This window comes from Holdemania sp. (assembly GCF_986127675.1).
Genome location: NZ_CFQZWI010000054.1, coordinates 1 through 19317, shown reverse-complemented (window position 1 = coordinate 19317; position 19317 = coordinate 1). Strand labels below are relative to the sequence as shown.

20 protein-coding genes are annotated in these 19317 nt (G+C 50.3%); 9 read left to right on the top strand and 11 right to left on the bottom strand.

The window, feature by feature from the left end; translation table 11 throughout:
- Positions 1-5: 5 nt before the first annotated feature.
- The 6 genes from AC5OW4_RS09320 to AC5OW4_RS09295 all read right to left on the bottom strand — a co-directional run bounded on the left by AC5OW4_RS09320 (position 6) and on the right by AC5OW4_RS09295 (position 3888).
- A complete protein-coding gene (locus tag AC5OW4_RS09320; protein ID WP_493676900.1) occupies positions 6-395 on the bottom strand; it encodes a PTS sugar transporter subunit IIC in 390 nt (129 codons plus the stop codon).
- Positions 396-413: 18 nt separating this feature from the next.
- The gene (locus AC5OW4_RS09315; RefSeq protein ID WP_072683046.1) at positions 414-905 is read right to left on the bottom strand and encodes a PTS sugar transporter subunit IIB; all 492 of its coding nucleotides are present in this window, start codon (positions 903-905) and stop codon (positions 414-416) included.
- A 19-nt stretch (positions 906-924) separates the two neighbouring features.
- Entirely contained in the window at positions 925-1605 is a 681-nt protein-coding gene (locus tag AC5OW4_RS09310; protein WP_072683047.1) for a PIG-L deacetylase family protein, read from the bottom strand.
- Positions 1606-1655: 50 nt separating this feature from the next.
- Complete coding sequence (locus AC5OW4_RS09305; protein ID WP_072683048.1) at positions 1656-2597, bottom strand: GNAT family N-acetyltransferase; 942 nt, start codon at positions 2595-2597, stop codon at positions 1656-1658.
- Positions 2598-2755: 158 nt separating this feature from the next.
- Complete coding sequence (locus tag AC5OW4_RS09300; protein WP_072683049.1) at positions 2756-3469, bottom strand: GntR family transcriptional regulator; 714 nt, start codon at positions 3467-3469, stop codon at positions 2756-2758.
- A 71-nt stretch (positions 3470-3540) separates the two neighbouring features.
- On the bottom strand, positions 3541-3888 hold the full coding sequence (locus AC5OW4_RS09295; protein ID WP_195395779.1) for a hypothetical protein: 348 nt from the start codon (positions 3886-3888) through the stop codon (positions 3541-3543).
- Positions 3889-4345: 457 nt separating this feature from the next.
- Here AC5OW4_RS09295 and AC5OW4_RS09290 point away from each other — a divergent pair, with 457 nt between their 5' ends.
- The 3 genes from AC5OW4_RS09290 to AC5OW4_RS09280 all read left to right on the top strand — a co-directional run bounded on the left by AC5OW4_RS09290 (position 4346) and on the right by AC5OW4_RS09280 (position 7516).
- Entirely contained in the window at positions 4346-4996 is a 651-nt protein-coding gene (locus AC5OW4_RS09290; protein WP_195395778.1) for a hypothetical protein, read from the top strand.
- A 64-nt stretch (positions 4997-5060) separates the two neighbouring features.
- Positions 5061-6413 (top strand): MATE family efflux transporter, encoded by a 1353-nt coding sequence (locus tag AC5OW4_RS09285; RefSeq protein ID WP_195548232.1) that lies wholly within the window; start codon positions 5061-5063, stop codon positions 6411-6413.
- Positions 6413-7516, top strand: a complete 1104-nt coding sequence (locus AC5OW4_RS09280; protein WP_195548231.1) for a metallophosphoesterase — start codon at positions 6413-6415, stop codon at positions 7514-7516. The genes AC5OW4_RS09285 and AC5OW4_RS09280 overlap by 1 nt, the downstream gene beginning before the upstream one ends.
- Before the next feature lie 151 nt (positions 7517-7667).
- On the opposite strand, the gene AC5OW4_RS09275 is transcribed toward AC5OW4_RS09280, so the two are convergent.
- The 4 genes from AC5OW4_RS09275 to AC5OW4_RS09260 all read right to left on the bottom strand — a co-directional run bounded on the left by AC5OW4_RS09275 (position 7668) and on the right by AC5OW4_RS09260 (position 12193).
- On the bottom strand, positions 7668-8771 hold the full coding sequence (locus AC5OW4_RS09275; RefSeq protein WP_195395777.1) for a radical SAM/SPASM domain-containing protein: 1104 nt from the start codon (positions 8769-8771) through the stop codon (positions 7668-7670).
- A gap of 52 nt (positions 8772-8823) precedes the next feature.
- Entirely contained in the window at positions 8824-9420 is a 597-nt protein-coding gene (locus AC5OW4_RS09270) for a hypothetical protein (RefSeq protein ID WP_195395776.1), read from the bottom strand.
- Complete coding sequence (locus tag AC5OW4_RS09265) at positions 9417-9788, bottom strand: iron chaperone (RefSeq protein ID WP_229056756.1); 372 nt, start codon at positions 9786-9788, stop codon at positions 9417-9419. Before AC5OW4_RS09265 ends, AC5OW4_RS09270 begins: the two co-directional genes overlap by 4 nt.
- Before the next feature lie 521 nt (positions 9789-10309).
- On the bottom strand, positions 10310-12193 hold the full coding sequence (locus tag AC5OW4_RS09260) for a BglG family transcription antiterminator (protein ID WP_195395775.1): 1884 nt from the start codon (positions 12191-12193) through the stop codon (positions 10310-10312).
- A gap of 336 nt (positions 12194-12529) precedes the next feature.
- On the opposite strand from AC5OW4_RS09260, the gene AC5OW4_RS09255 reads away from it, so the two are divergent.
- From AC5OW4_RS09255 to AC5OW4_RS09235, 5 genes are read left to right on the top strand one after another with little or no spacing between them, the layout of a single operon-like run.
- The gene (locus AC5OW4_RS09255) at positions 12530-12868 is read left to right on the top strand and encodes a PTS sugar transporter subunit IIB (RefSeq protein ID WP_006057274.1); all 339 of its coding nucleotides are present in this window, start codon (positions 12530-12532) and stop codon (positions 12866-12868) included.
- Positions 12861-14090, top strand: a complete 1230-nt coding sequence (locus AC5OW4_RS09250; RefSeq protein WP_195548230.1) for a PTS sugar transporter subunit IIC — start codon at positions 12861-12863, stop codon at positions 14088-14090. Before AC5OW4_RS09255 ends, AC5OW4_RS09250 begins: the two co-directional genes overlap by 8 nt.
- Complete coding sequence (locus AC5OW4_RS09245) at positions 14087-14437, top strand: PTS lactose/cellobiose transporter subunit IIA (protein ID WP_195395774.1); 351 nt, start codon at positions 14087-14089, stop codon at positions 14435-14437. The genes AC5OW4_RS09250 and AC5OW4_RS09245 overlap by 4 nt, the downstream gene beginning before the upstream one ends.
- A 2-nt stretch (positions 14438-14439) precedes the next feature.
- Positions 14440-15864, top strand: coding sequence for a glycoside hydrolase family 1 protein (locus AC5OW4_RS09240; RefSeq protein WP_195395773.1), 1425 nt, complete (start codon positions 14440-14442; stop codon positions 15862-15864).
- Positions 15861-16811: an alpha/beta hydrolase family protein gene (locus AC5OW4_RS09235; RefSeq protein WP_195395772.1), complete on the top strand. Its 951-nt coding sequence runs from the start codon at positions 15861-15863 to the stop codon at positions 16809-16811. The genes AC5OW4_RS09240 and AC5OW4_RS09235 overlap by 4 nt, the downstream gene beginning before the upstream one ends.
- 344 nt (positions 16812-17155) lie before the next feature.
- Here AC5OW4_RS09235 and AC5OW4_RS09230 read toward each other — a convergent pair whose 3' ends face one another.
- Positions 17156-17902, bottom strand: coding sequence for a TetR/AcrR family transcriptional regulator (locus AC5OW4_RS09230; protein WP_195548229.1), 747 nt, complete (start codon positions 17900-17902; stop codon positions 17156-17158).
- Positions 17903-18043: 141 nt separating this feature from the next.
- On the opposite strand from AC5OW4_RS09230, the gene AC5OW4_RS09225 reads away from it, so the two are divergent.
- Positions 18044-18931: a 4Fe-4S binding protein gene (locus AC5OW4_RS09225; protein ID WP_195395770.1), complete on the top strand. Its 888-nt coding sequence runs from the start codon at positions 18044-18046 to the stop codon at positions 18929-18931.
- The last annotated feature ends 386 nt before the right edge of the window (positions 18932-19317 follow it).

Below are 19317 nucleotides of genomic sequence, written 5' to 3'. Positions count from 1 at the left end.
GGAGTTCAGACGTGTGCTCTTCCGATCTCATACGACAAATTCCACATGACCTGGCCGACCAGTCCGCCGATCCCGGCGAAGACCACAGCCAGACCGATCGTTCCGGTCGCGTCCATCCCCTGACCGAAGACGATCGCCGCAGCGACGCCGATGTAGGTGGCATACGATAAGTCCCAGGCAACCGCGCCGCCCGGCGTGACGTTGCCCATATACATGATCTGTAACGGAATTCCGACGACCATGGCGGTCTGAATATCCCCTAAAATGACGCCGACGACCAGCGCCGCGACTAACGGACGGCCTAAAGTGTACCAGCCGATAGTGTTGCCGACGATAGAACCGATGGATCCCAGATACACAAAGATTGCGATCAGGATGATTTGAATGATTGACATAATTACCCCTCTGACTTTCTATTCAATCGTTTTGCGGAAAGCGTCCCAGCTTGTCCGGGTAGTGTTCGGCAGCTGTTGGAAGCAGACGTCTGCGCCTTTGGCGCTCAAGGCGTCGATCACTTCCACGTCCTGCTGGCTGAGATAGAAGATGCCGGTCGCACCGGAAACCTTATGCACGGAATCCGGACGTTTGGCAATGTTGCCCAGCATCACGAAGTCAGCTTTCAGAACGGTGTCTTCCAGTTCTTCCAGCTGCTTTGGGAAGCGCACGATGACCAGCCGGTTGGTGCCGCTGTCCTGGCTTAACAGGCTGCGGGCTTCCTCCGTGGTGACAATGTGCGTTTTATAAAGCGGCGGCACGCTCATCGTCATGATCGATTTCAGCATTGGATTTTTGGCGCTTTCATCGTCGATCGCAATGATTTCCTGGATCGCCAAGGTCGGACACCAGGCGACGATGGTCTGGCCGTGAATCAGCCGGTCATCGACGCGGACTACAATTTTACCCATGGTTATTTCTCCTCTCTTTTTACCACAGCTGCGGTTCGATCAGACTGGCGTACATATACGCGACGGTATAGCCGCTGTTGTTGGATTCGATCTGGCGGACTTTGCCGATTGTCGGATAATACTGCTGGTAAGGAAAGTCGTTGACCTCGCCGCGGAAGACGGCGTATTCCTTCATTGCGTCGTACCACTGGGTCACTTCCTCTGGATTCAGCGTGAAGTAGGCCTGCGGAAGGAAGCCGACGAGATCCTCAAACGTTTCGCCGTAGACCAGGCGGATCGGATTGCCTTTTTCACGCAGCCGCTTGACGGCGGTGACGACGGCGTCGTGAGTGTTGATGTGCCGCGGATGCATTGAACCGCGCCAATGGGTGATGACCAGGTCGACTTTCTCATCGACGAAATACTGCTCCATCCGCTGAGCGAAGTCCTCCAGCGAAGGCATATTGCTGGAAACGTAGCCAAGCCAGATCGTGTCGGCGCCCAGCTTTTCCGCAGCTTTCTGATTCATGGTCAAGAGATCTTTGAGATACTGCTGCTTCGCTTCCTCCGTCGCGGCCGGATCTTCCAGCCTTCCCTGAGTGACGTGGATCAGCGTGCAGTGCGCGCCTTGCCGGGCATATTTGAGGATCAGCGGTCCGCCCATCAGCTCGGCGTCCAGCGAATGTGCGCCGATGCTGACGACGCGTTGGATTGATGTCATAATGTGTTCTTCCTTTCTTTAATAGAGCATGCTTTTTGTGCGGATTTCGGTTAATCCAAATTCTTGCGGTAATCGGTGAAGGTGCGGAAAACGGTGATTCCATGACGCTCGTAGAAACGGCGTCCCGGTGCGTCGGTGGAGACGAAATACATGTGATAGATACCGCGCTTCTCCATTTCCAGCTGCATCAGATCGAGCAGAATACTGCCTAAGCCCCAGTTGCGTTGGCTGGCCATGACGCCGATCGGACCGAACCGCATCGGATTGCCGTCGATCTGACGCATGCAGAAGCCGGCGAGCTGATCGTTTTGATCAACGCACAGCAGCACGTTGTCTTCCGCCAGATTGTTCTGCATACTGATCAGCAGGTTGCGCTTCCAGCCGCCGCCGAATTCCACCTTGGCAAATTCAAGCAGGTCGACGCAATATTTCCAGCTGAACGGAATGAACCGGAAACCAGCGGCTTCGGCTTTCGCCTTGCGGGCCAGCGCCGCTTCATCGAGCTGGTAACCATGCAGATCCTTGCACATCGAGTAACTTTCCTCGCCGCTTTGATAGCCCATTGCATCAAAGAAGGCGGCCGATTCCGGATAGTTCTGCTTGTCGATGCCTGGGAAGAAATAATTCGGGCTGTACGCGGCGACCGTGACGTTTTTAGCGCCGCGCGCCTTCATGTCGGCTTCGGCTCTTTCGACTAAAGCCCGGCCGATTCCCTGACGGCGATGTCCGGCTTCGACGAATAAGACGTTGATCCAGCCCCGGTCCGGCTCCGTTCCCCGTTCCAGATAAGGAAACTTGCGGCGGGTGGCCAACAGGAAGCCGACGACTTTCTCATCCGCCATCGCCACATAGCACAGCGATGGATCGAAGTTGTCGTCCAGCAGCGCCTGCTTGCGGAATTTCTGTAAGGTCAGCGGATCGCAGGGCAGACAGGCGTTCCACAGATCAACAACCGCCTGTTCATAGCACTGGTTATAATTCTGAATTTCCATAGATCTTCATTCCTCCTCAGTCAGTATATTAACGAACAATCTCAATTATCTTATAATATTGATATGTTAACATATTAACTGATTTCATTATACGGTGCAGCCTCGCAATATGCAAGCCCTTTCAGTCAAAAAAAGAACATTCTGTCGAAGAATGTCCTCTACATTTTGATATTGACGGTGACGGAATACCAATCTTTGTTGAAATACGTTTCCGCATATTCGATGATTTCATCGCGCTGATCAAAGGTCAGCCGCTTAACGAAGAACGTCGCGGCATTCTTGCGGATGTTCATGAGCCGGGCGATCTCGGTGTTGCCGATCTCGCGCACTGAGTAATTTTCATTTACCCAGACCGGCGTGACATTGACCTGAGCCAGCGTTTTATAGAAGGATCTGGTTTCGTAGACAGTCTGTGCCTGTTCCAGCGAAAGCAGACGGCTGTCGACAAACGAACTTTGATAGGCGATCGGCTCGTCGTTAGCCAGGCGGATTCGCCGGACGCAGACGATCGGCTGATCGGGATCAATCGTTAGTTTCTCAGCAATCTGAGCGTTGGTGATCAGTTCGATTTTATCCACATGCATGTCAATCTGGTATCCCTGCTGAAGCAGTTCGTCGCTGAAACTGAGCGAAGTCAGTCCGCGGATCATCTGCTTCTTGGCGACAAAGGTGCCCAACCCTTGAATACCGGTGAGATAACCCTCGTTGATCAAATCGGTAAATGCCTTGCGGACCGTGATCGTCGAGACATTATATTTTTTTTTCAGCACGGATTCACTGTCGACCTTATCGCCCGGTTTCAGCTGGCCGGATTTGATGGCGGCGATGATATCCTGTTCGATTTGGAAATACTTGGCGACCTTGTATTCCATTTCTCTTCACTCCTTAACTTAATATGTTAACTTATCTGGATTATAGCAGATTCCGATTTTAAAAGATAGAGTCATTCCCCGGAAAACAGGATTTCGACCAATCCCCAGCCGCTAAGGACCATCGAGGCGTCACTGATCAGGAACAGGTGGAAGGCGATAAACCGCGGGCCTGTTAATGAAATCAGGAAAGTCAGGATCAGCCCGGCGATCAGGGCGGCGATCAGAGAAGCCCCGGAAATATTGCGGAAATCTTTGCGGTGAAAAACAAGCCCGCAAAGCAATCCAAAACAGAAATAGGCCCCGATCACGGCCTTTGGATTAAACAGAAGCAAAGCTTTGCGGTGTTGATTGAGCGCCAACATCAGCGCAGACAGCCCTGCGGCGGCAAGCAGGGTAAAAGCTGAATTCTTGATCTTCATCTTAATCCTTCCTTTCTTTGTATTGGATGAAAGGGATCTCGTCTTTGCCTGTTAAACTGAGGCATCCGAAAACTTGGAAACAGGAGTTACTGGAAGAATCTGATGATTAAGGCTGGTCAGTTTCTCCATGAGGATTTTATGGAGAGAAACAGAAGCAACAATTTTAAAATTAAGGTGGAATAGTTTTATTCTGACACGCTGCACGTTTGAACGAACGTAAAGATTAAACGAAAACAAATCATTTTATAGCCTTATTATACCATTTCCAGAGGGGATGGGAAGCAAAGGAAACGCAGAGATTTTGAAACAGGAGAAATCCGGCGTTTTATTTATGACCGCTGCGATTTTATGGGGGAAAACGGAATTTTTACCGGTATAAGAAGTTTGCTTTTCCTGCCCGTTAGGACTATGATAAGGGGTATTGAAAAGCGGATGCAGGGCGAAAGGGGCGGTAAGGATGACGGCGATTTTATTTCCGGAAGCGATGTGTTTGGTGGATCCTGCCAGCGGTCAGGTGAGTTGGGGCGCGAATCAGGAATGGTATGGTGATTTGTGGCAGCGCAAAGCAGGCTGCGGACCAACGGCTGCGGCTTCGCTCCTCTTTTATCAAAAACAGAAACAGCGGTTGATGCACAGGCAGCCGCTGTTATCCAGCCGGCAGAATTTACTGGATCAGATGAATGAGCTGTGGAATTATATCACGCCCGGTCATGGCGGGGTAAACCGGGTCTCGATGTTTACCGAAGGATTGGAGAAGTACCGTGCTGAAGTCAAAGAAAACTTTAAAGTTCAGGCGCTGGAGGTCGCGGAGGATCCGGCCCAAAGACCGCAGTGGACGACGGTCAGCCAGTTTCTGGAGGAAGCCCTGAAGCGGGATGAACCGGCGGCGTTCCTCAACCTGTGCGCGGGGGAGGAAAAGCGGATCGACGACTGGCACTGGGTGATGATCAGTGCACTGGACCCGCAAACCGGCGTGGTCACCTTTTTTGACGAAAGTCAGATCAAGGAAGCGGATCTTTCGCTGTGGTTAAGAACAACGACGAAACGGGGCGGATTCGTGACGTTGCGCTGGCCTGCGCCGGGAATGGAAATGGCCGGGAAGGATTAACAATTTTCACAAAGTGGATTATAATTACTCTTAATAAATAGAAAAGCAAACAAGGGGGAAAGGCATGGCATCGAAACAACGTGGACTCATGACTTCCGGCGTGATCTGGAAAGAACTTTTATTATTCTCAATTCCGTTATTGCTGGGAAATTTATTCCAGCTGCTCTACAACACGGTCGACTCGATTGTCGTCGGCAACTTTGTCGGGCATCAGGCGCTGGCTGCCGTCGGTGCGAGCACGCCGCTGATCAACATGTTGATCGGATTTTTTATGGGCGTCGCCGCCGGCGCGGGTGTTCTGGTTTCGCGGTTCTTCGGCGCGCGGAAGCTGGAAGAGCTGCATATTGCGGTGCATACGTTTGTGGCGTTTACATTTTTGTTCGGCGTGCTGATGATGGTGGCCGGGATTACGCTGACGCCGCTGTTTCTGCAATGGATGGGGACGCCGGCGGATATCATGGAGATGGCGGTGCTGTATCTGCGGATTTATTTTCTGGGGATCATCCCGACGATGTTGTATAACTCCGGGGCCGGCATCCTGCAGGCTGTCGGCGATTCGCGCCGGCCGCTGTGCTTTCTGACGATTGCCAGCGTGCTGAATATCATTCTGGACCTGGTGTTTGTCATCCAGCTGAACATGGGCGTGGCCGGGGTGGCCTGGGCGACGCTGATCGCGCAGACGGTGTCCTGCATTCTGGTGGCGGTCACGCTGCTGCGGTCAAAGGAAAGCTACCAGATCATCCCGAAGAAAATCCGGATTGACAAGCCGATGCTGATGCAAATTGTGCGGCTGGGAATTCCCAGCGGTCTGCAGCAGATGATCGTTTCCTTCTCCAACGTGCTCGTTATGTCATATGTCAACCGGTTTGGCTCGGCAGCGATCGCCGGTTTCAGCTCGGCGAACAAGTTTGATAATTTCCTCGGTCTGCCGGTCAACAGCTTCATGCTGGCAATCACGACGTTTGTCGGACAGAACATGGGTGCGAATCAGATTGAACGGGTTAAAAAGGGCATTACCACCTGTATCTTTATGGGAATCGGCATTGTCATCGCGATTGGAATTCCGGCCTATCTGTTCTCGGATCTGTGCATTCGGATGTTCTCACAGGAAGCGGACGTGATTTATTATGGATCGTGGATGATGCGCACACTGGTGCCGTTCTATTCGATTCTCAATGTGGCGCAGGTGCTGACCGGCGCGGTGCGCGGAACGGGCAATACGACTGTGCCGATGCTGGTCAACGTCTTCTATTACTGCATCATCCGGCAGATATTCCTGGCGGTGGCGATGATGTTTGTCAATTCGATCGTCGTCGTGTTCTGGAGCTATCCGCTGACCTGGACATTGTCTGCCGTGACGTTGTTTCTTTATTATCAGCGGGGAACCTGGCTGAAACACAGCGGAGTCCGCGGCTGATGCTGGATCGTTCACAGCTTCGAATTCAGGATCTTCATTCCCATCGGGCGCTTTTCATTTCGGATATCCATGGTGAAAAAGACTTGCTGGAAGCTTTGTTGAAAAAGGCTGACTATGTTCCGGGGAAAGATTTCCTGTTTCTGTTGGGGGATCTGATTGAGAAAGGCAGCGCCAGTCTGGAAACGCTGCGGCTGGTGATGACACTGGCCCGCAACGAACGGGTTATCGTGTTAAAGGGAAATAATGATGAAGCGGAACAACTGCTGGAAGATAAAATACCGCTGCCGATGAAGTTGAGTTATCTGCGGACGCGGCGGTCGCTGATCAGCGAGATGGCTCGAAAACAGGGCATGACAATGGATGAAAAGACCGATTTTCAGGCTCTGCGTCAGCGCTTGACGGGCGCGTATGCCGCGGAATTTGCGTTTTTGCAAGAGTTGCCGCTGATCGCTGCGGGTCCGGGTTATGCTGCGGTGCATTCCAGTATTCAGGACCTTCAGCATTTGTTAAATAACGATCCGCGCCTGATTTTAAAAGATAATGATTTTTTGTTGAAGTCTGCCGTGGGATTTCCGTTCCCGGTGATCGTGGGCCACATGCCGACAGTGGCGCTGAGTGACAGACAGGGAAATTGCGGCGTGCATTTTCTGAAAGATCGGAATATCCTGGCGATCGACGGCGGATGCGGAATGCATGCGCATGGTCAGCTGAATGCCCTGATCGTTCACAACGGCGACTTTCAGCAGTTTCAGACGGTCAGCGTGGATCGTTTGCCGCGGCGGCGGGTTGTTGCCGATCAAGCGGGCACGCCGAAGGATCAGCAGGTATTCGTGCGGTATTTTGAAAGTGAAATCGAAGTGCTGAAGGAAGCTGGCGAATTTCTGCGCGTGCGGCATCAACGAACTCACCGGCTGTTGGAAATCCCCCGAAGTGCGCTGCGGATGATCGACGGCAAGCCGCATTGTTTTAACAGCACAAGCTGTTGGCTCTCTTTGCGTCAAGGGCAGGAAGTGGCGGTTATTCAAACCTTTGCCGATCGGTCGTTCTGCAAAAGAAACGGTCAGCTGGGCTGGGTCGCAAATGCCGTGCTGGACATCCGGTAAAACAGGAATAATGCGGGCAGACGGCGGAGAAAACCGTCTGTTTTTTGGAGGTCAATTAAAAAGTCAGCTGGAGAGCTGACTCAAAATTTATTTCATTCCCATTATTCGATGCTTTTTTGTTTTGTTTCTTTAAACGATGATCGTTTTATGTTTACGCTTGTCTGCGCAGGATCATCGCCAGCTGTGTCAGAATCGCTTCATGTTTCTGAATGAACGCCTGATAACCACAGAATTCCTCGTCGAAGTAACAAATATTCAGGCGCTTGCACTGACCGTGGCAGATTTGTGCATAGCGGCAGGTTTCGCAAAGCTTTGTTGATCGACGCGGCCCCTGCAGGAAGCCGGACAGGATCTTTGATTTCGATAAATCCGCCAGGCTGCAATCCCGCAGATTGCCCAGTTTGTATTCGTCCAGCACATAGAAATCGCATGGATAGACGCTGCCGTCGCTCTCTACGACAAACTGCATGCTGCAGAAGCCCAGAAAACCGCATTGCTGCGGCGGGACACCGTCGAACAGCGGAATCAGATTATCAAACAAGGTCACGCTGATGTAGTGATCTTGTTTTAATTCTTCCAGCCACAGCTGGAAAAATTCATCATAAAACCGGAAGAAGGTCTGCGGCGTCAGGGAATAAGGATCGTTCTGATCCTCCAGCGGCGGCAGACAGGGAATGAGCTGGATATAATCGAGATGCTGTTTCAGATAGAAATCAAATAATTCTTTCGGATGCTCCGCCAGCTGACGGGTTAATACCGTCAGAATGTTGAAATCAATCTTTGCCTGACGCAGTTTTTCAATGTTTTCCAGAATGCGGGCAAACGTTCCCTGACCTTTGGCATCCGGGCGCATCGCATCGTGATGCGCGGCGTAGCCGTCCAGCGATACCCCGACTAAAAAACGATTCTGTTTCAAAAAGCGGACCCATTCGTCATCGAGCAGTGTCGCGTTGGTTTGCAGCGCGTATTGGATTTGGTGGTAGCTCTTCTTCTTCAGGTTGACCCGGCGGATAAACCGGCGGAAATAGTCCAGCCCCGCCACAGTGGGTTCCCCACCCTGAAAGGCGAAGGTGATCGTCGCTTCTTCACGGAAGAAGCCCAGCGTCTTGTCGATCAGAATATTCATCGTTTCTTCGCTCATCACGCCGTAGGAAGGAATCTTTCGGTTTTCCGCGACGTCGCAGTAAAAACAATAACGGCAGCGCAGGTTGCATAAGCTGGACGCCGGTTTGATTAACATCGAAAAGTATTTCATAGAGTGACCTCATTTCTACTTGCTTTTTCTTTTAGAGTGATCAATATTCCGCTTAGTTTTCTTCCCGGCGCTGAGCCAGATACAGTCCCCAATCTTTTAATTGCTCAGGGATGGAATAGATGTCCTTCCCCTCAACCGTGACGGTTTTACTGACGCCGGGATGCTGCGGATCAAAGAGATCCCAGGCCGTAAGCAGATTTGGATTTTCGCGCATTTGATGCGCTGCGAAGAACTCGGCGTAACTTTGAAGATTCTGGCTGAAGATCGTTACTATGTTATATTTGCTGAACAAAATTTCATCGCCGCTCTGCAAACCGCCAAAGCCAAAGGCCGAGAGTCCGTCTTCAAACAAAAGCGGCCCCGTTTGCTTTAAAAGGGCGAGCGCCGCAGCTTGCGAACAGCCGTCGAGATAATACACATCGACATGCAGCTTTTCCACGACGCCCGGCCGGATTTCCTGTTCATTTCTGGCCTGAGTGGGCAGCTCCAGGATAAAGAAAAGGGGTTCTTCGTGGACCGCGATGAAATGCTGCATTACGGATTCGATCTTATCGGTTCCGACGTTGGCTGTAATTTGATCGCCATTGATTTTATATTCTTCCTGCAAACGTTCGGCAAAGGGAACATGGCAGCCCGCTTTCAGCTTCATTTCAGAGCCTCCTGCCGGACTTCTTCCGCGCGGAACTGGATCATCTTGATCAGTAAATCTTCAGGAAGCGGCTGATCCCAGCTCAGCTGCAACGTGTTTTTTTCGTTGGTTTTATAGGCGGTTAAATCAGTCCGAAACTGTCTGATCGTTGTTGGACTCGTATAGAAACCCAGGTGCTTTTGATTCCCGGCAAATTGTAGGCAATAACGGCCTTCCAGCATATATGTCGGTGCACCCCAGGACAACTTTTCCTCACACTGAGGTATCGTTTTTTTGATCAGTGCCCGCAGCTGATTTAACAGATTTCGCTGTTTATCCGGGAATGAACTGAGATAATCTTCAACGGATTTCCGTTTTTCTGTTTTCATATTTATGTCGTCCCTTTCATTTGCGATTCCCTGTCCGCACTGCTGTTTCCCGGTCATCAAAGGAAGCTCAGCCGTTGCGGTCTTCAATTAGCTAAGAGAATCAGGCTGTATAGCCTGCGGTGGTTTCTTAATCATTATAGCATGTTTTCACCCAATTCCCGAGGAAGGCGAAATATCGCAAAAGGAAAAATTGGACTGAAGTGAAAAGGGCTGAAAGTGCCGAGGCATAGAGAAAATTGGAAGGCAGCTGCTAATCAGATCACATCGCCGCAGCCTTTCGTTTATAAAATCCGCTAAAAGATAAAGAACGAGACTGATAACAAGAAAAGCTTGAGCTAGGGGAAATTCAGAAGATGCTGTTTTTCTAAAGCCGCTGATTCGGAAATATAAAAACCCCCGGTTGAGAAATGCGGGAGTTTCGTCGTTTCAACAAGAAAGAGATCTGAAATCAGAAAGAACTGGAATGTTCCTGGCTTTTTATCGTTGATATGCCAATCCTGAAGCTTTATTGAAACAGTAAATTACATTGTAAAGCTGAAGATGACATTGGTAAATTCCTCAAAGGTCTTGCATTGGCGCAGGACCTCAAGAATGGACGGATCGGAGAAAAGCAGGATTAACGCTTCGTAGAGTTCCTTAAACAAGTGCGAGTCTTTCTCATTGATCGCGATCAATAAAACGATATGCACGCGCTGTGCTCCCCATTGGATGCCGCCGGGAGAAATGGCGATGGCCAGTCCGGTTTTTTCACAGTCCATTTTCATCGAATGGGGAATTGCGATCTGTCCGAAAGCAGTGGAGGCTGCCTGCTCCCGCTTCAGCACTTCATCCAGAAAGTGAGAGGAAACAAAGTGTTCATTATGCAGCTTCCGGCATAAGATTTTCAGGATGTCATCGCGCCGGCTGTCCGCTTGTTTATCCAGATAAAATAAGGCAGGTGAGAAAAACTGCGGATAATATTCCGTCAGGATCTGCATTTTTTTGCGGTCCAGAACAGTCTGAATTTGACTGTAAATCTCTTTGAGATTCATCGCGCTGATCATCGGCGGAAGCAGGATCGTAAAGCCCCGGTTCGCGTGGACCGGCACGGTGGTAAACAGAAGCTCGTAGCTTTTATCCTTCAGATCCTCCTCAAACGAAACAACCGTCGGAATGATGATATCTGAATCAAAATGGATTAACAAACAGTTGTAAATCTGTTGCTGATTCTGCTGATAATCCGGGCAGAGCAGCGCGCATTTCAACTTTTTGATGTCCTTCTGCTGCCGTTCCAGATCCGCGCCGATGTGCATTGCCAGATAGGCCGTTTCATCGGGACTGATCTGAATGTTGAAATGTTCGTCGAGATAATCCGTAATGCAGATCGCGCAGTCGTAAAGCAGCGGACAGGAGGATTGAATCGTTTCCAATAATGGATTTTTCAGGCTGGTCTGCTGCTGAGAACGGTAGAACAGATTCTTGAAATGCAGAGATAATGGCACTAACAGAGTTTCTTTGTTCAGCTGCAGGTGATAACGGCGGTTGATTTCGTCGATAATCTCATGCGTCAGCGTGAAAATCTGCGGTCCGACGATTGTTTTCAGTGTTTCATCATCTTTGCGCTGCATAAAATTGATGTTTGCGGTGATCAGCTCGTTCATATTCTGCCGCTCCAGCGGATTAAATTGTACGCTGAAGTGGGTGGAAAAAGTAGCGATCAATTCCTCACAGATCGGATGGACTGTTTCCTGCCGGCCGTCGGCTTCGCTGAAGGCATTGCCGTTGAGGATCCGGTCAAGAATAACCGTGATATGTAAAAGCAGGTTGGTATACCCGAAGTCGTTGATATAACAATTATATTTCATGAAGATATCGTGCATCGTCGTCTGCAGATACGCGATATCAATTTCCGGGAAATGCGTTTTCAGCATCGCGGCGTCGACAAAGTGTCCAGCGGCCTCCTTATATAAGGTCTGCGTCAGAAAGCGGCGTTTGTTGCGCTCAGTGCCGATGAGAAAAATCGCATCGTTCTTGCATTTTAAAGACAAATCGTAAGCAGCATATTGTTGATTGACTTTGGAAATCAGCTGTTTCATCGAAGAATAGCTCAAATACAGCTCATCGCACAAATCGTAAAGATTCAGCGAGGACGCATGATCGACAAAAAACAGATGCGTGATGTAGGAAAACCGCTCCTCATAGGACTGCGCCGGTGTTTCTTCCGGAACCGGCAGCGGCATTTGTTTATTTAAGATGTACCCTTTCGCTGTCGCCTGGATTAAATTGGGCTGTTCCTGATTGATCCCCTTGATGTGATTCTTGATCGTCCGGCTGCTGACATGAAGCTGCTCCGCCAGACTGGTCGAGCTTATCGGCTCCGGCTGCTTCTGCAGCTGCTGGATGATTTTCTCTTTGATTGGATCCATTCGGTTTCCCTCCTTCCGATTGGATAAAATGAGAATTACGGTATTTTTGGATGGCTGTCGTGTATCGGTTTGCTTGCCCGGCAGGACCTGAATACCGGAGCTTTTATCCGGCAGCCGCCTGTTTTGAGAACAAATCTAAGTTGAACACGGACGCTTTGTTGATTTTATTATACGCATGAGTTCCCGCCGGGTTCAATCAATGAAATTCACCGCAGGCATGAAATTGTTGGAGTTTTCACACCAGCGGTGAAAAAAGCGAGTGGAAAGGAATCCCTTTATCGACAATAATGAGAGCGTAAGAACCGGTTCTCATACGAAAAGGAAGGGAAAATCAAGATGGATAAAATCAGAATTCTGCTGTGCTGCGGCGCGGGCATGTCGAGCGGATTCCTCGCTCAGCAAATGCGGATCGCCGCTAAGAAAATGAATGTCGTCGCCAAGATCGAAGCTAAAAATAAGAACAGCGTTCAGGATGATGTGAACGCGATCGACCTGCTTCTGTTAGGTCCGCATCTGGAATATGTGAAAGCGGAGATGACGCAGCTGTGCGAGCCGTATCATGTGCCGGTGATCGTCATTCCCAAAGAAATGTACGCCGGACTGGATGGCAAAGGGTTGATGGAATTAAGCATGGAAGCAATTAAGAAGAATAAGGGAGAATTCAATCATGGATAAGTTGATTCAATGGCTGGGCAGCGATTTTGCCCCGAAAGTCGCCAAGTTTATGGACAAAAAAATCATCAAGGCACTCTCCAGCGCACTGATGGCGAACGTTCCGATCCTGTTGCTGGGATCGTTAGTTTCCATTTACAATCTAATCGCCGGTTATCTGCCGTTCTTACCGGATTTATCGCCGGTATACACGTTCAGCTTCGGCATTATGTCGCTGACGCTGGTCTTCTTAGTCGGCTATCACGGCGCAAAGGAATATGGCTTCGGCGAATATGGCGTTTCAACAGGCTTGATCTCGTTGATGATGTTCATGATGATCATCCGTCCGTCAATCGAAAATTTCCAGTTCCAGGTGGCTTTCGGCCGCTTTGGCGGGACCGGTATGATTCCGGCGTTCTTCGCGGGGATCGTTACGATTGTGATCAGTAATCTTTACTTCAAGCTGCATTGGTTTGAGGATTCGGAAGCGATTCCTGATTTCTTAGTCCGCTGGCTGAACCAGGTCATCCCGGGCATTGTCGTACTCGTGCTGACCACGACCTTGATCTATGGCCTGAATCTGGATTTGTTCGCGCTGATCACGCAGCTGTTCAGTCCGCTGATTGCGATTGGACAGACGTTCCCGGGCTTCTTGTTATGCATCTTCATTCCGGCGTTCTTCTATTCCTTCGGCGTCAACAGCTGGTTTATGAATCCGATCACGACACCGATCGCGCTGGCCGGCATCACCGCCAATGCGGAAGCCTTTGCCAACGGGCTGGCGCCGGCCAATATCTATACTTCCAATATCACCTTCAGCGTTATCTTTATCGGCGGCATGGGTGTGAAGCTGGCGCTGAACGTCATGATGTGCCGTTCCAAAAGCAAGCGCCTGAAGCGCTTCGGCCAGGTAGCGCTGGTCCCATCACTGTTCAATATCAATGAGCCGCTGGTCTACGGTGCGCCAATCGCGCTGAATCCGATTCTGATGCTGCCGATGTGGATCAACTCGCTGGTTATCCCGACAATCGTCTGGTTCGTCTTAAAGGCCGGGCTGGTCACCATCCCGCACGCCGTCATGAATGTCAATCAGCTGCCGATGCCGATCTGTTCCTTCTTGGCGACACATGGGGATTTCCGGGTCATATTGCTGGAAGTCGTCCTGTTTGCGGTATCCTGGGTTATTTGGTATCCTTTCTTTAAAGCCCACGAAATGAAAGTGTTGAAGGAAGAGGAAGAAGCATGAACGAACAAAACACACAACCAGCCCTGGTCAGCGCCGCGATGGAAATCATCCTGCACGCCGGCGACGCCCGCAACGATGCCAAGCAGGCCCGCGAAGCAATGCGGGAAATGAATTTCACTGAAGCACACGTGCTGTTGGAAATGGCGAAAAAGGAAATTGCGGAAGCGCATCGGGCACAGACGGAAATCATCCAGAATGAAGCCCGCGGCATCCGCTATGAATACAGCATGTTATTTAATCACGCTCAGGATACGCTGATGACGATCAACAGCGAGATCGAGCTGACTGCCGATTTGATTCTGACTTTTGAAGTCGTCATGCGCAAGCTGACGGAAAAGGAGGGTTAACGATGGCGAAGTTTCCGGAAACCTTTCTGTGGGGCGGCGCCAGCGCGGCAGTCCAGATGGAGGGCGGCTGGCAGGAAGGCGGCAAAGGCGTTAATGTCGCTGATATCCAGATCTGCCGGGTGCACGACGCGCATGGCGGCAACGTCAATTATACACGGCAATCCTTGACGGAACGGGTGGCGGATGTTTTCTCCGATCACCCTGTTCATCATTATCCCAAGCATGAGGCGGTTGATTTCTATCATCGCTATCCGGAATACATTGAGCTGATGAAGCAGGCGGGTTTTAAGGCCTTCCGCATGAGCATCAGCTGGGCGCGCATTTTCCCTAATGGCGATGATGCACAGCCTAACGTGGCAGGCCTTGCCTTTTATCGTCAGGTTTTTGAAGCCTTGCATGAGGCCGGGATCACGCCGATTGTCACGCTGTCGCACTACGATATGCCGCTGGCGATCGTCCAGCATCATCAGGGCTGGTATGGCCGTGAGACGATCGAAATGTATGTGAATTATGCCCGGGCCTGTTTTGAACAGTTCCACGATTTAGTTCCGTACTGGATCGCTGTCAACCAGATCAACCTGATCTTCGGCGAATCATTCAGCTCGTTAGGCATGATCATGGACGAATACGAGGATTTCACGGCGGCGAAGTACCAGGCGGTTCATCACGAATTTGTGGCGAATGCGCTGTTAGTCCGGGCAGCGAAGGCGATTGATCCGCAGATCCAGATCGGCGTCATGCTTGCCGATCAGATGACTTATCCGCTCAACAGCGATCCGAAAGCTTGCGAGCAGGCGTTAGAGGCGAACCGGATGAAGGATTATTTCTATTCCGACGTGCAGCTGCGCGGGGAATATCCGGGATATGCCAAACGTTATTTTAAGGAACATCACATTACAATTCGGATGGAGCCGGGTGATGCGGAGCTGATCAAGGAAAACACGATGGATTTCCTGGCGGTGGCATATTATTATTCACACTGCGTCGATGCTTCCGGCAAGAAGGTGGCCAATCCGTTTACGAAAGCAACGCAATGGGGGTGGACGATTGATCCGACTGGACTGTATATCGCGATGAGCTCCTATTGGGATCGTTATCATGTACCGATGATGATCGCGGAAAACGGCATCGGCGTGGAAGAAACGCTGGACAGCGAAGGTCAGATTCATGACGATTACCGCATTGCCTATCATCGCGAGCATATCGCGCAGATGCGGAAACTGATAGAAGATGAAGTGGAATTGTTTGCTTATACGCTGTGGTCGCCGTTCGATATCGTCAGCGGCAACAGCTGCGAGATGGAAAAACGCTACGGCCTGATTTATGTCGATGTGGACAATAATGGTCAGGGTACGCGCAAGCTGGTGAAAAAAGACAGCTATGCCTGGTTTCAGCATGTCATCGAAACGGACGGTGCAGAGTTATGAAGTCCTGGAGCTATGGCTTATTAGCGGCAAGTCTGTGCCTGAGCTTAGCCGGCTGCGCTTCTTCGCCCGCGCAGGACTCAACTCCAACGTCCGATCCGGAGAAGCTCCCGGAAACAGTGAAAATGCCGACCAGCGAGAAGGTTGAGATCGATTCCGCCCGCGGCATCAAAATTCAGGCTGTTCTGGATTTGCCGGCGGACATGCCGGAAGCGGGTTATCCGTTAGTTGTTTTCGCTCATGGATTTCAGGGCAGCAAGGAAGAAAGCGGAGCGTTTACCGATGTCGCAAAAGGACTGGCTGAACAAGGTATCGCCAGTCTCCGGCTGGATTTCCCAGGCTGCGGTGAAAGTCAGGAAGACTTTATGGCCTACACGCTGGAAAATATGCACGACGACGTCGCCAGCGTTTTCGCGTATGCCCGTGCGAATTACAAGATTGACGAAGACCGCCTCGGGATGCTGGGGTACAGTATGGGCGGCCGCGTGACTTCGCTGTATTTAAGCGAGGAAAAGGTCGGAACGACCGTCTTATGGGCGCCGGCGGCGGCCGACGGGCTGAAGTCGCTGACAAGCATGGGGAATGAGGAAACGATTAGAAAACTGATCGAAGAATCCGCGGACAGCGGCGTTGCTACTATCCGGATCTGGAATCAGGAGGTTCCGGTCGCGCACGACTTCTTAGAACAGTCCGCGCAAGCCAAACCGATGGGCAATCTCAGCGCCTATACCGGCAGTTTGATGGTGGTCACCGGCGGGCAGGATAACACCGTAACCAAGACGATCACGGATCCGATCTTTGAAGCGGCGGTCAATACTAAAATCACAACCCATCTGGATGTGCCGCGCGGCACGCACTCGCTTGGGGCCGGGGAATTCGGCAACGATTCGGACGTCCAGAATGCCGTTGTTGAGGCAACTGTCCACTTCTTTGCGGATCAGATGAAATAATGGAGGATTCCTGCGAAAAATTGGAGCATCGCATCCAAGGATTAAAGCGAGAAATTCAGCTCTTTCATAAATCTCCCCGAATAAAAAGGCATGATCGTATGCCTTTTTGTTTACGCCAGGCGCAAACAAAACTGAAAACTGTTGAATCTGGCGAAGGGTTTCCATCAGCCGCGGACTTTTTGCAACAACGTTAATTGTGGAGTGAAAGCAAGACCAGCGAAAAGACAGAACATCATTTTCCCTTAAAGAAGGAAGGCGGCGGAGGAAAGAAATGAAGAAGCAGGAAAAAAACTCCCGAAACGAGTGATGCCCAAGAGAAAGCTTTGAAAATAAGAGGATTAAAGTTAGATGAAAAAGGAATTAAGAAATGAGAAAGAAGGATCCCAGCGTTCGATCTGTTCGTACAACCAGTCACTTTCCGGACTTGCTTTTTGCCGATAAGCGTCAGTGAATGAATGCAGGAAACGGAAAAAAATCTGAGTGTAGTGAACTGGCGCTTGTGAATCTGTGCGATGGCGCAGAATTTGTAAGAGAATGCCGCCGAACAGGATATCAGCTGCAGCGATCAGGTTTTCCACATCGGCCGACAGGAAATAACCTTCCTCTACACAGGGAAGCAGGATATTCTGATTCTTTCGTGCAAAGTCCGTTTCTCCAGTCTGTGCCAACAGTGGGGCGCTGAGCTGTTCGCGAATCTCTGGAAAGACCGCAAAATAGTCTGGAATTCGCTGGTAAATCAGCGCTTTTTCTTCCAGTTGGAAAAAATATAGAAACAGCTGGGGATGCTGGAAAGATTCACGGCATTGGGCGAGCCATTGGCCCAGGTAGTGATTGAGCGAGCCGTTCAGCTGTTCCTGTAACTTCGAAGCGTCGATCCAGATCAGGCTCATTCGGTCGATCAGCGTGAAGGCGATCAGCTGGTTCATATTTTGAAAATAGTTGTAAAGCGTCGCGCTGTTGTAGCCGGCGGCGGCAGCGACCTGGCGCAGCGTGATCGCATCGACCGGCATGTCATCCGACAGTGAGACGACCGCGTCGATAAAGTAGCGGGTCATCCGGGATTTCTTTAATAGAGCGTTATGTTCATTCATAGACATGTCCTCTTTGCCTGTCATTATAGCATAATTCTCAAAGATCAAAATAAAATAACTCATTGATTGTAAAAATAATCGTTTGATTGTTGAAAAATGAACAAACCCTGATACAATGGAAGAGACGAGGAGGAAATAGAAATGAAGAAGGAAATATCACGTCGAAATTTTATTAAAGGAACCGCTGCGTTGACGGCTGGGGCTGCGCTGATGGGACTGGCCGGCTGCGCTGAGGAAAACACGCCGGCACCGCAGGAAGCGCCGAAATCCAAACATGTAAAGGTTGCGGTTTTTTCGCCGACAGAAGGAACAAAGAATGCCGCGGCGATGTTAGCGGCGAAGTTCTCTGATGATGTAGAGTTTGCGGATTTGACCAACGCGGCATCCCGGACAGAAGAAGTGACGTTTGCGGCTGAGGATCTGGCGATCGTCGCTGCGCCGTCGTATGGCGGACAGATTCCGATGATCGAAGGTTTGTTTACAAACTTAAAGGGCGATAACACCCCGTGCGTCGTCGTCTGCGCCTTTGGAAACCGCGCAGCGGAGAACGTCTATGCCAACATTGCGAGTATTGTTTCCAAGCAGGGTTTTGTCGTCGTTGGCGCAATCGGTTTGGTAACGCCGCATGTCTTTGCCAGCGTTGCCAAAGCGGGACACAGCCGTCCAAATGTTGAAGACAATCAGATCATGGCTGAATTCGCGGGCAAGGTTATGGATAAACTGAACAGCGGAACTGTTGAAGCGATCACGATTGAAGGAACGCCGGAAGTTGATTTCGCGAAGGAAATCTCAGCAGCACCGAAAGAATTCAAAGCGGAAAATTGTATCCAGTGCGGAGCCTGCGCGGCGAATTGTTCGACCGGAGCCATTGATCCGCAGACATTGGAAATTGATGAGACCAAGTGTATCAACTGCATGCGCTGTTCGTTTGTCTGCGAGTATAACGCGCGCTCGTATGATACCGCAGTAAAACGTGACTTTATCGAAGGCAAGCTGTCGACGAAGAAGCCTGTTGAATATTTCATCTAAGTTACGGGTCTTTGGTTATCCCAAATCATCAATCAGGAAAGAAGGCAACCGCAGCGAAATCCGCTGCGGTTTTTCAATGGCCGCAATGAAAGAACTTGATGGAGAGGCAGGCTTCCACAGCGGCAACAGGAAGAATTTTGCGATACTGAAATTTTGCTTATAAGATATGGAGTTAACGATTCGGTGTTGGTAGGCCGCGGCACAGATGAGGACTTGTTTTTTTGGATAATAAGGGAAAAAGATTTTCACCTCTTTTGTTTTGCGAGCGACAACTCAGCGAAAATAAATAAAAAGTTCTTGAAATAACTCAGGAATGGAATATACTATAAGCGTAGGGACGCTTGAGAAAGCGATACCCGTCAGACACTATCTCTTATTTGAGAAGT

Coding starts and splice junctions, on each gene's coding strand:
- AC5OW4_RS09320 (WP_493676900.1), bottom strand. CDS start 395: ATGTCAATCATTCAAATCATCCTGATCGCAATCTTTGTGTATCTGGGA.
- AC5OW4_RS09315 (WP_072683046.1), bottom strand. CDS start 905: ATGGGTAAAATTGTAGTCCGCGTCGATGACCGGCTGATTCACGGCCAG.
- AC5OW4_RS09310 (WP_072683047.1), bottom strand. CDS start 1,605: ATGACATCAATCCAACGCGTCGTCAGCATCGGCGCACATTCGCTGGAC.
- AC5OW4_RS09305 (WP_072683048.1), bottom strand. CDS start 2,597: ATGGAAATTCAGAATTATAACCAGTGCTATGAACAGGCGGTTGTTGAT.
- AC5OW4_RS09300 (WP_072683049.1), bottom strand. CDS start 3,469: ATGGAATACAAGGTCGCCAAGTATTTCCAAATCGAACAGGATATCATC.
- AC5OW4_RS09295 (WP_195395779.1), bottom strand. CDS start 3,888: ATGAAGATCAAGAATTCAGCTTTTACCCTGCTTGCCGCCGCAGGGCTG.
- AC5OW4_RS09290 (WP_195395778.1), top strand. CDS start 4,346: ATGACGGCGATTTTATTTCCGGAAGCGATGTGTTTGGTGGATCCTGCC.
- AC5OW4_RS09285 (WP_195548232.1), top strand. CDS start 5,061: ATGGCATCGAAACAACGTGGACTCATGACTTCCGGCGTGATCTGGAAA.
- AC5OW4_RS09280 (WP_195548231.1), top strand. CDS start 6,413: ATGCTGGATCGTTCACAGCTTCGAATTCAGGATCTTCATTCCCATCGG.
- AC5OW4_RS09275 (WP_195395777.1), bottom strand. CDS start 8,771: ATGAAATACTTTTCGATGTTAATCAAACCGGCGTCCAGCTTATGCAAC.
- AC5OW4_RS09270 (WP_195395776.1), bottom strand. CDS start 9,420: ATGAAGCTGAAAGCGGGCTGCCATGTTCCCTTTGCCGAACGTTTGCAG.
- AC5OW4_RS09265 (WP_229056756.1), bottom strand. CDS start 9,788: ATGAAAACAGAAAAACGGAAATCCGTTGAAGATTATCTCAGTTCATTC.
- AC5OW4_RS09260 (WP_195395775.1), bottom strand. CDS start 12,193: ATGGATCCAATCAAAGAGAAAATCATCCAGCAGCTGCAGAAGCAGCCG.
- AC5OW4_RS09255 (WP_006057274.1), top strand. CDS start 12,530: ATGGATAAAATCAGAATTCTGCTGTGCTGCGGCGCGGGCATGTCGAGC.
- AC5OW4_RS09250 (WP_195548230.1), top strand. CDS start 12,861: ATGGATAAGTTGATTCAATGGCTGGGCAGCGATTTTGCCCCGAAAGTC.
- AC5OW4_RS09245 (WP_195395774.1), top strand. CDS start 14,087: ATGAACGAACAAAACACACAACCAGCCCTGGTCAGCGCCGCGATGGAA.
- AC5OW4_RS09240 (WP_195395773.1), top strand. CDS start 14,440: ATGGCGAAGTTTCCGGAAACCTTTCTGTGGGGCGGCGCCAGCGCGGCA.
- AC5OW4_RS09235 (WP_195395772.1), top strand. CDS start 15,861: ATGAAGTCCTGGAGCTATGGCTTATTAGCGGCAAGTCTGTGCCTGAGC.
- AC5OW4_RS09230 (WP_195548229.1), bottom strand. CDS start 17,902: ATGAATGAACATAACGCTCTATTAAAGAAATCCCGGATGACCCGCTAC.
- AC5OW4_RS09225 (WP_195395770.1), top strand. CDS start 18,044: ATGAAGAAGGAAATATCACGTCGAAATTTTATTAAAGGAACCGCTGCG.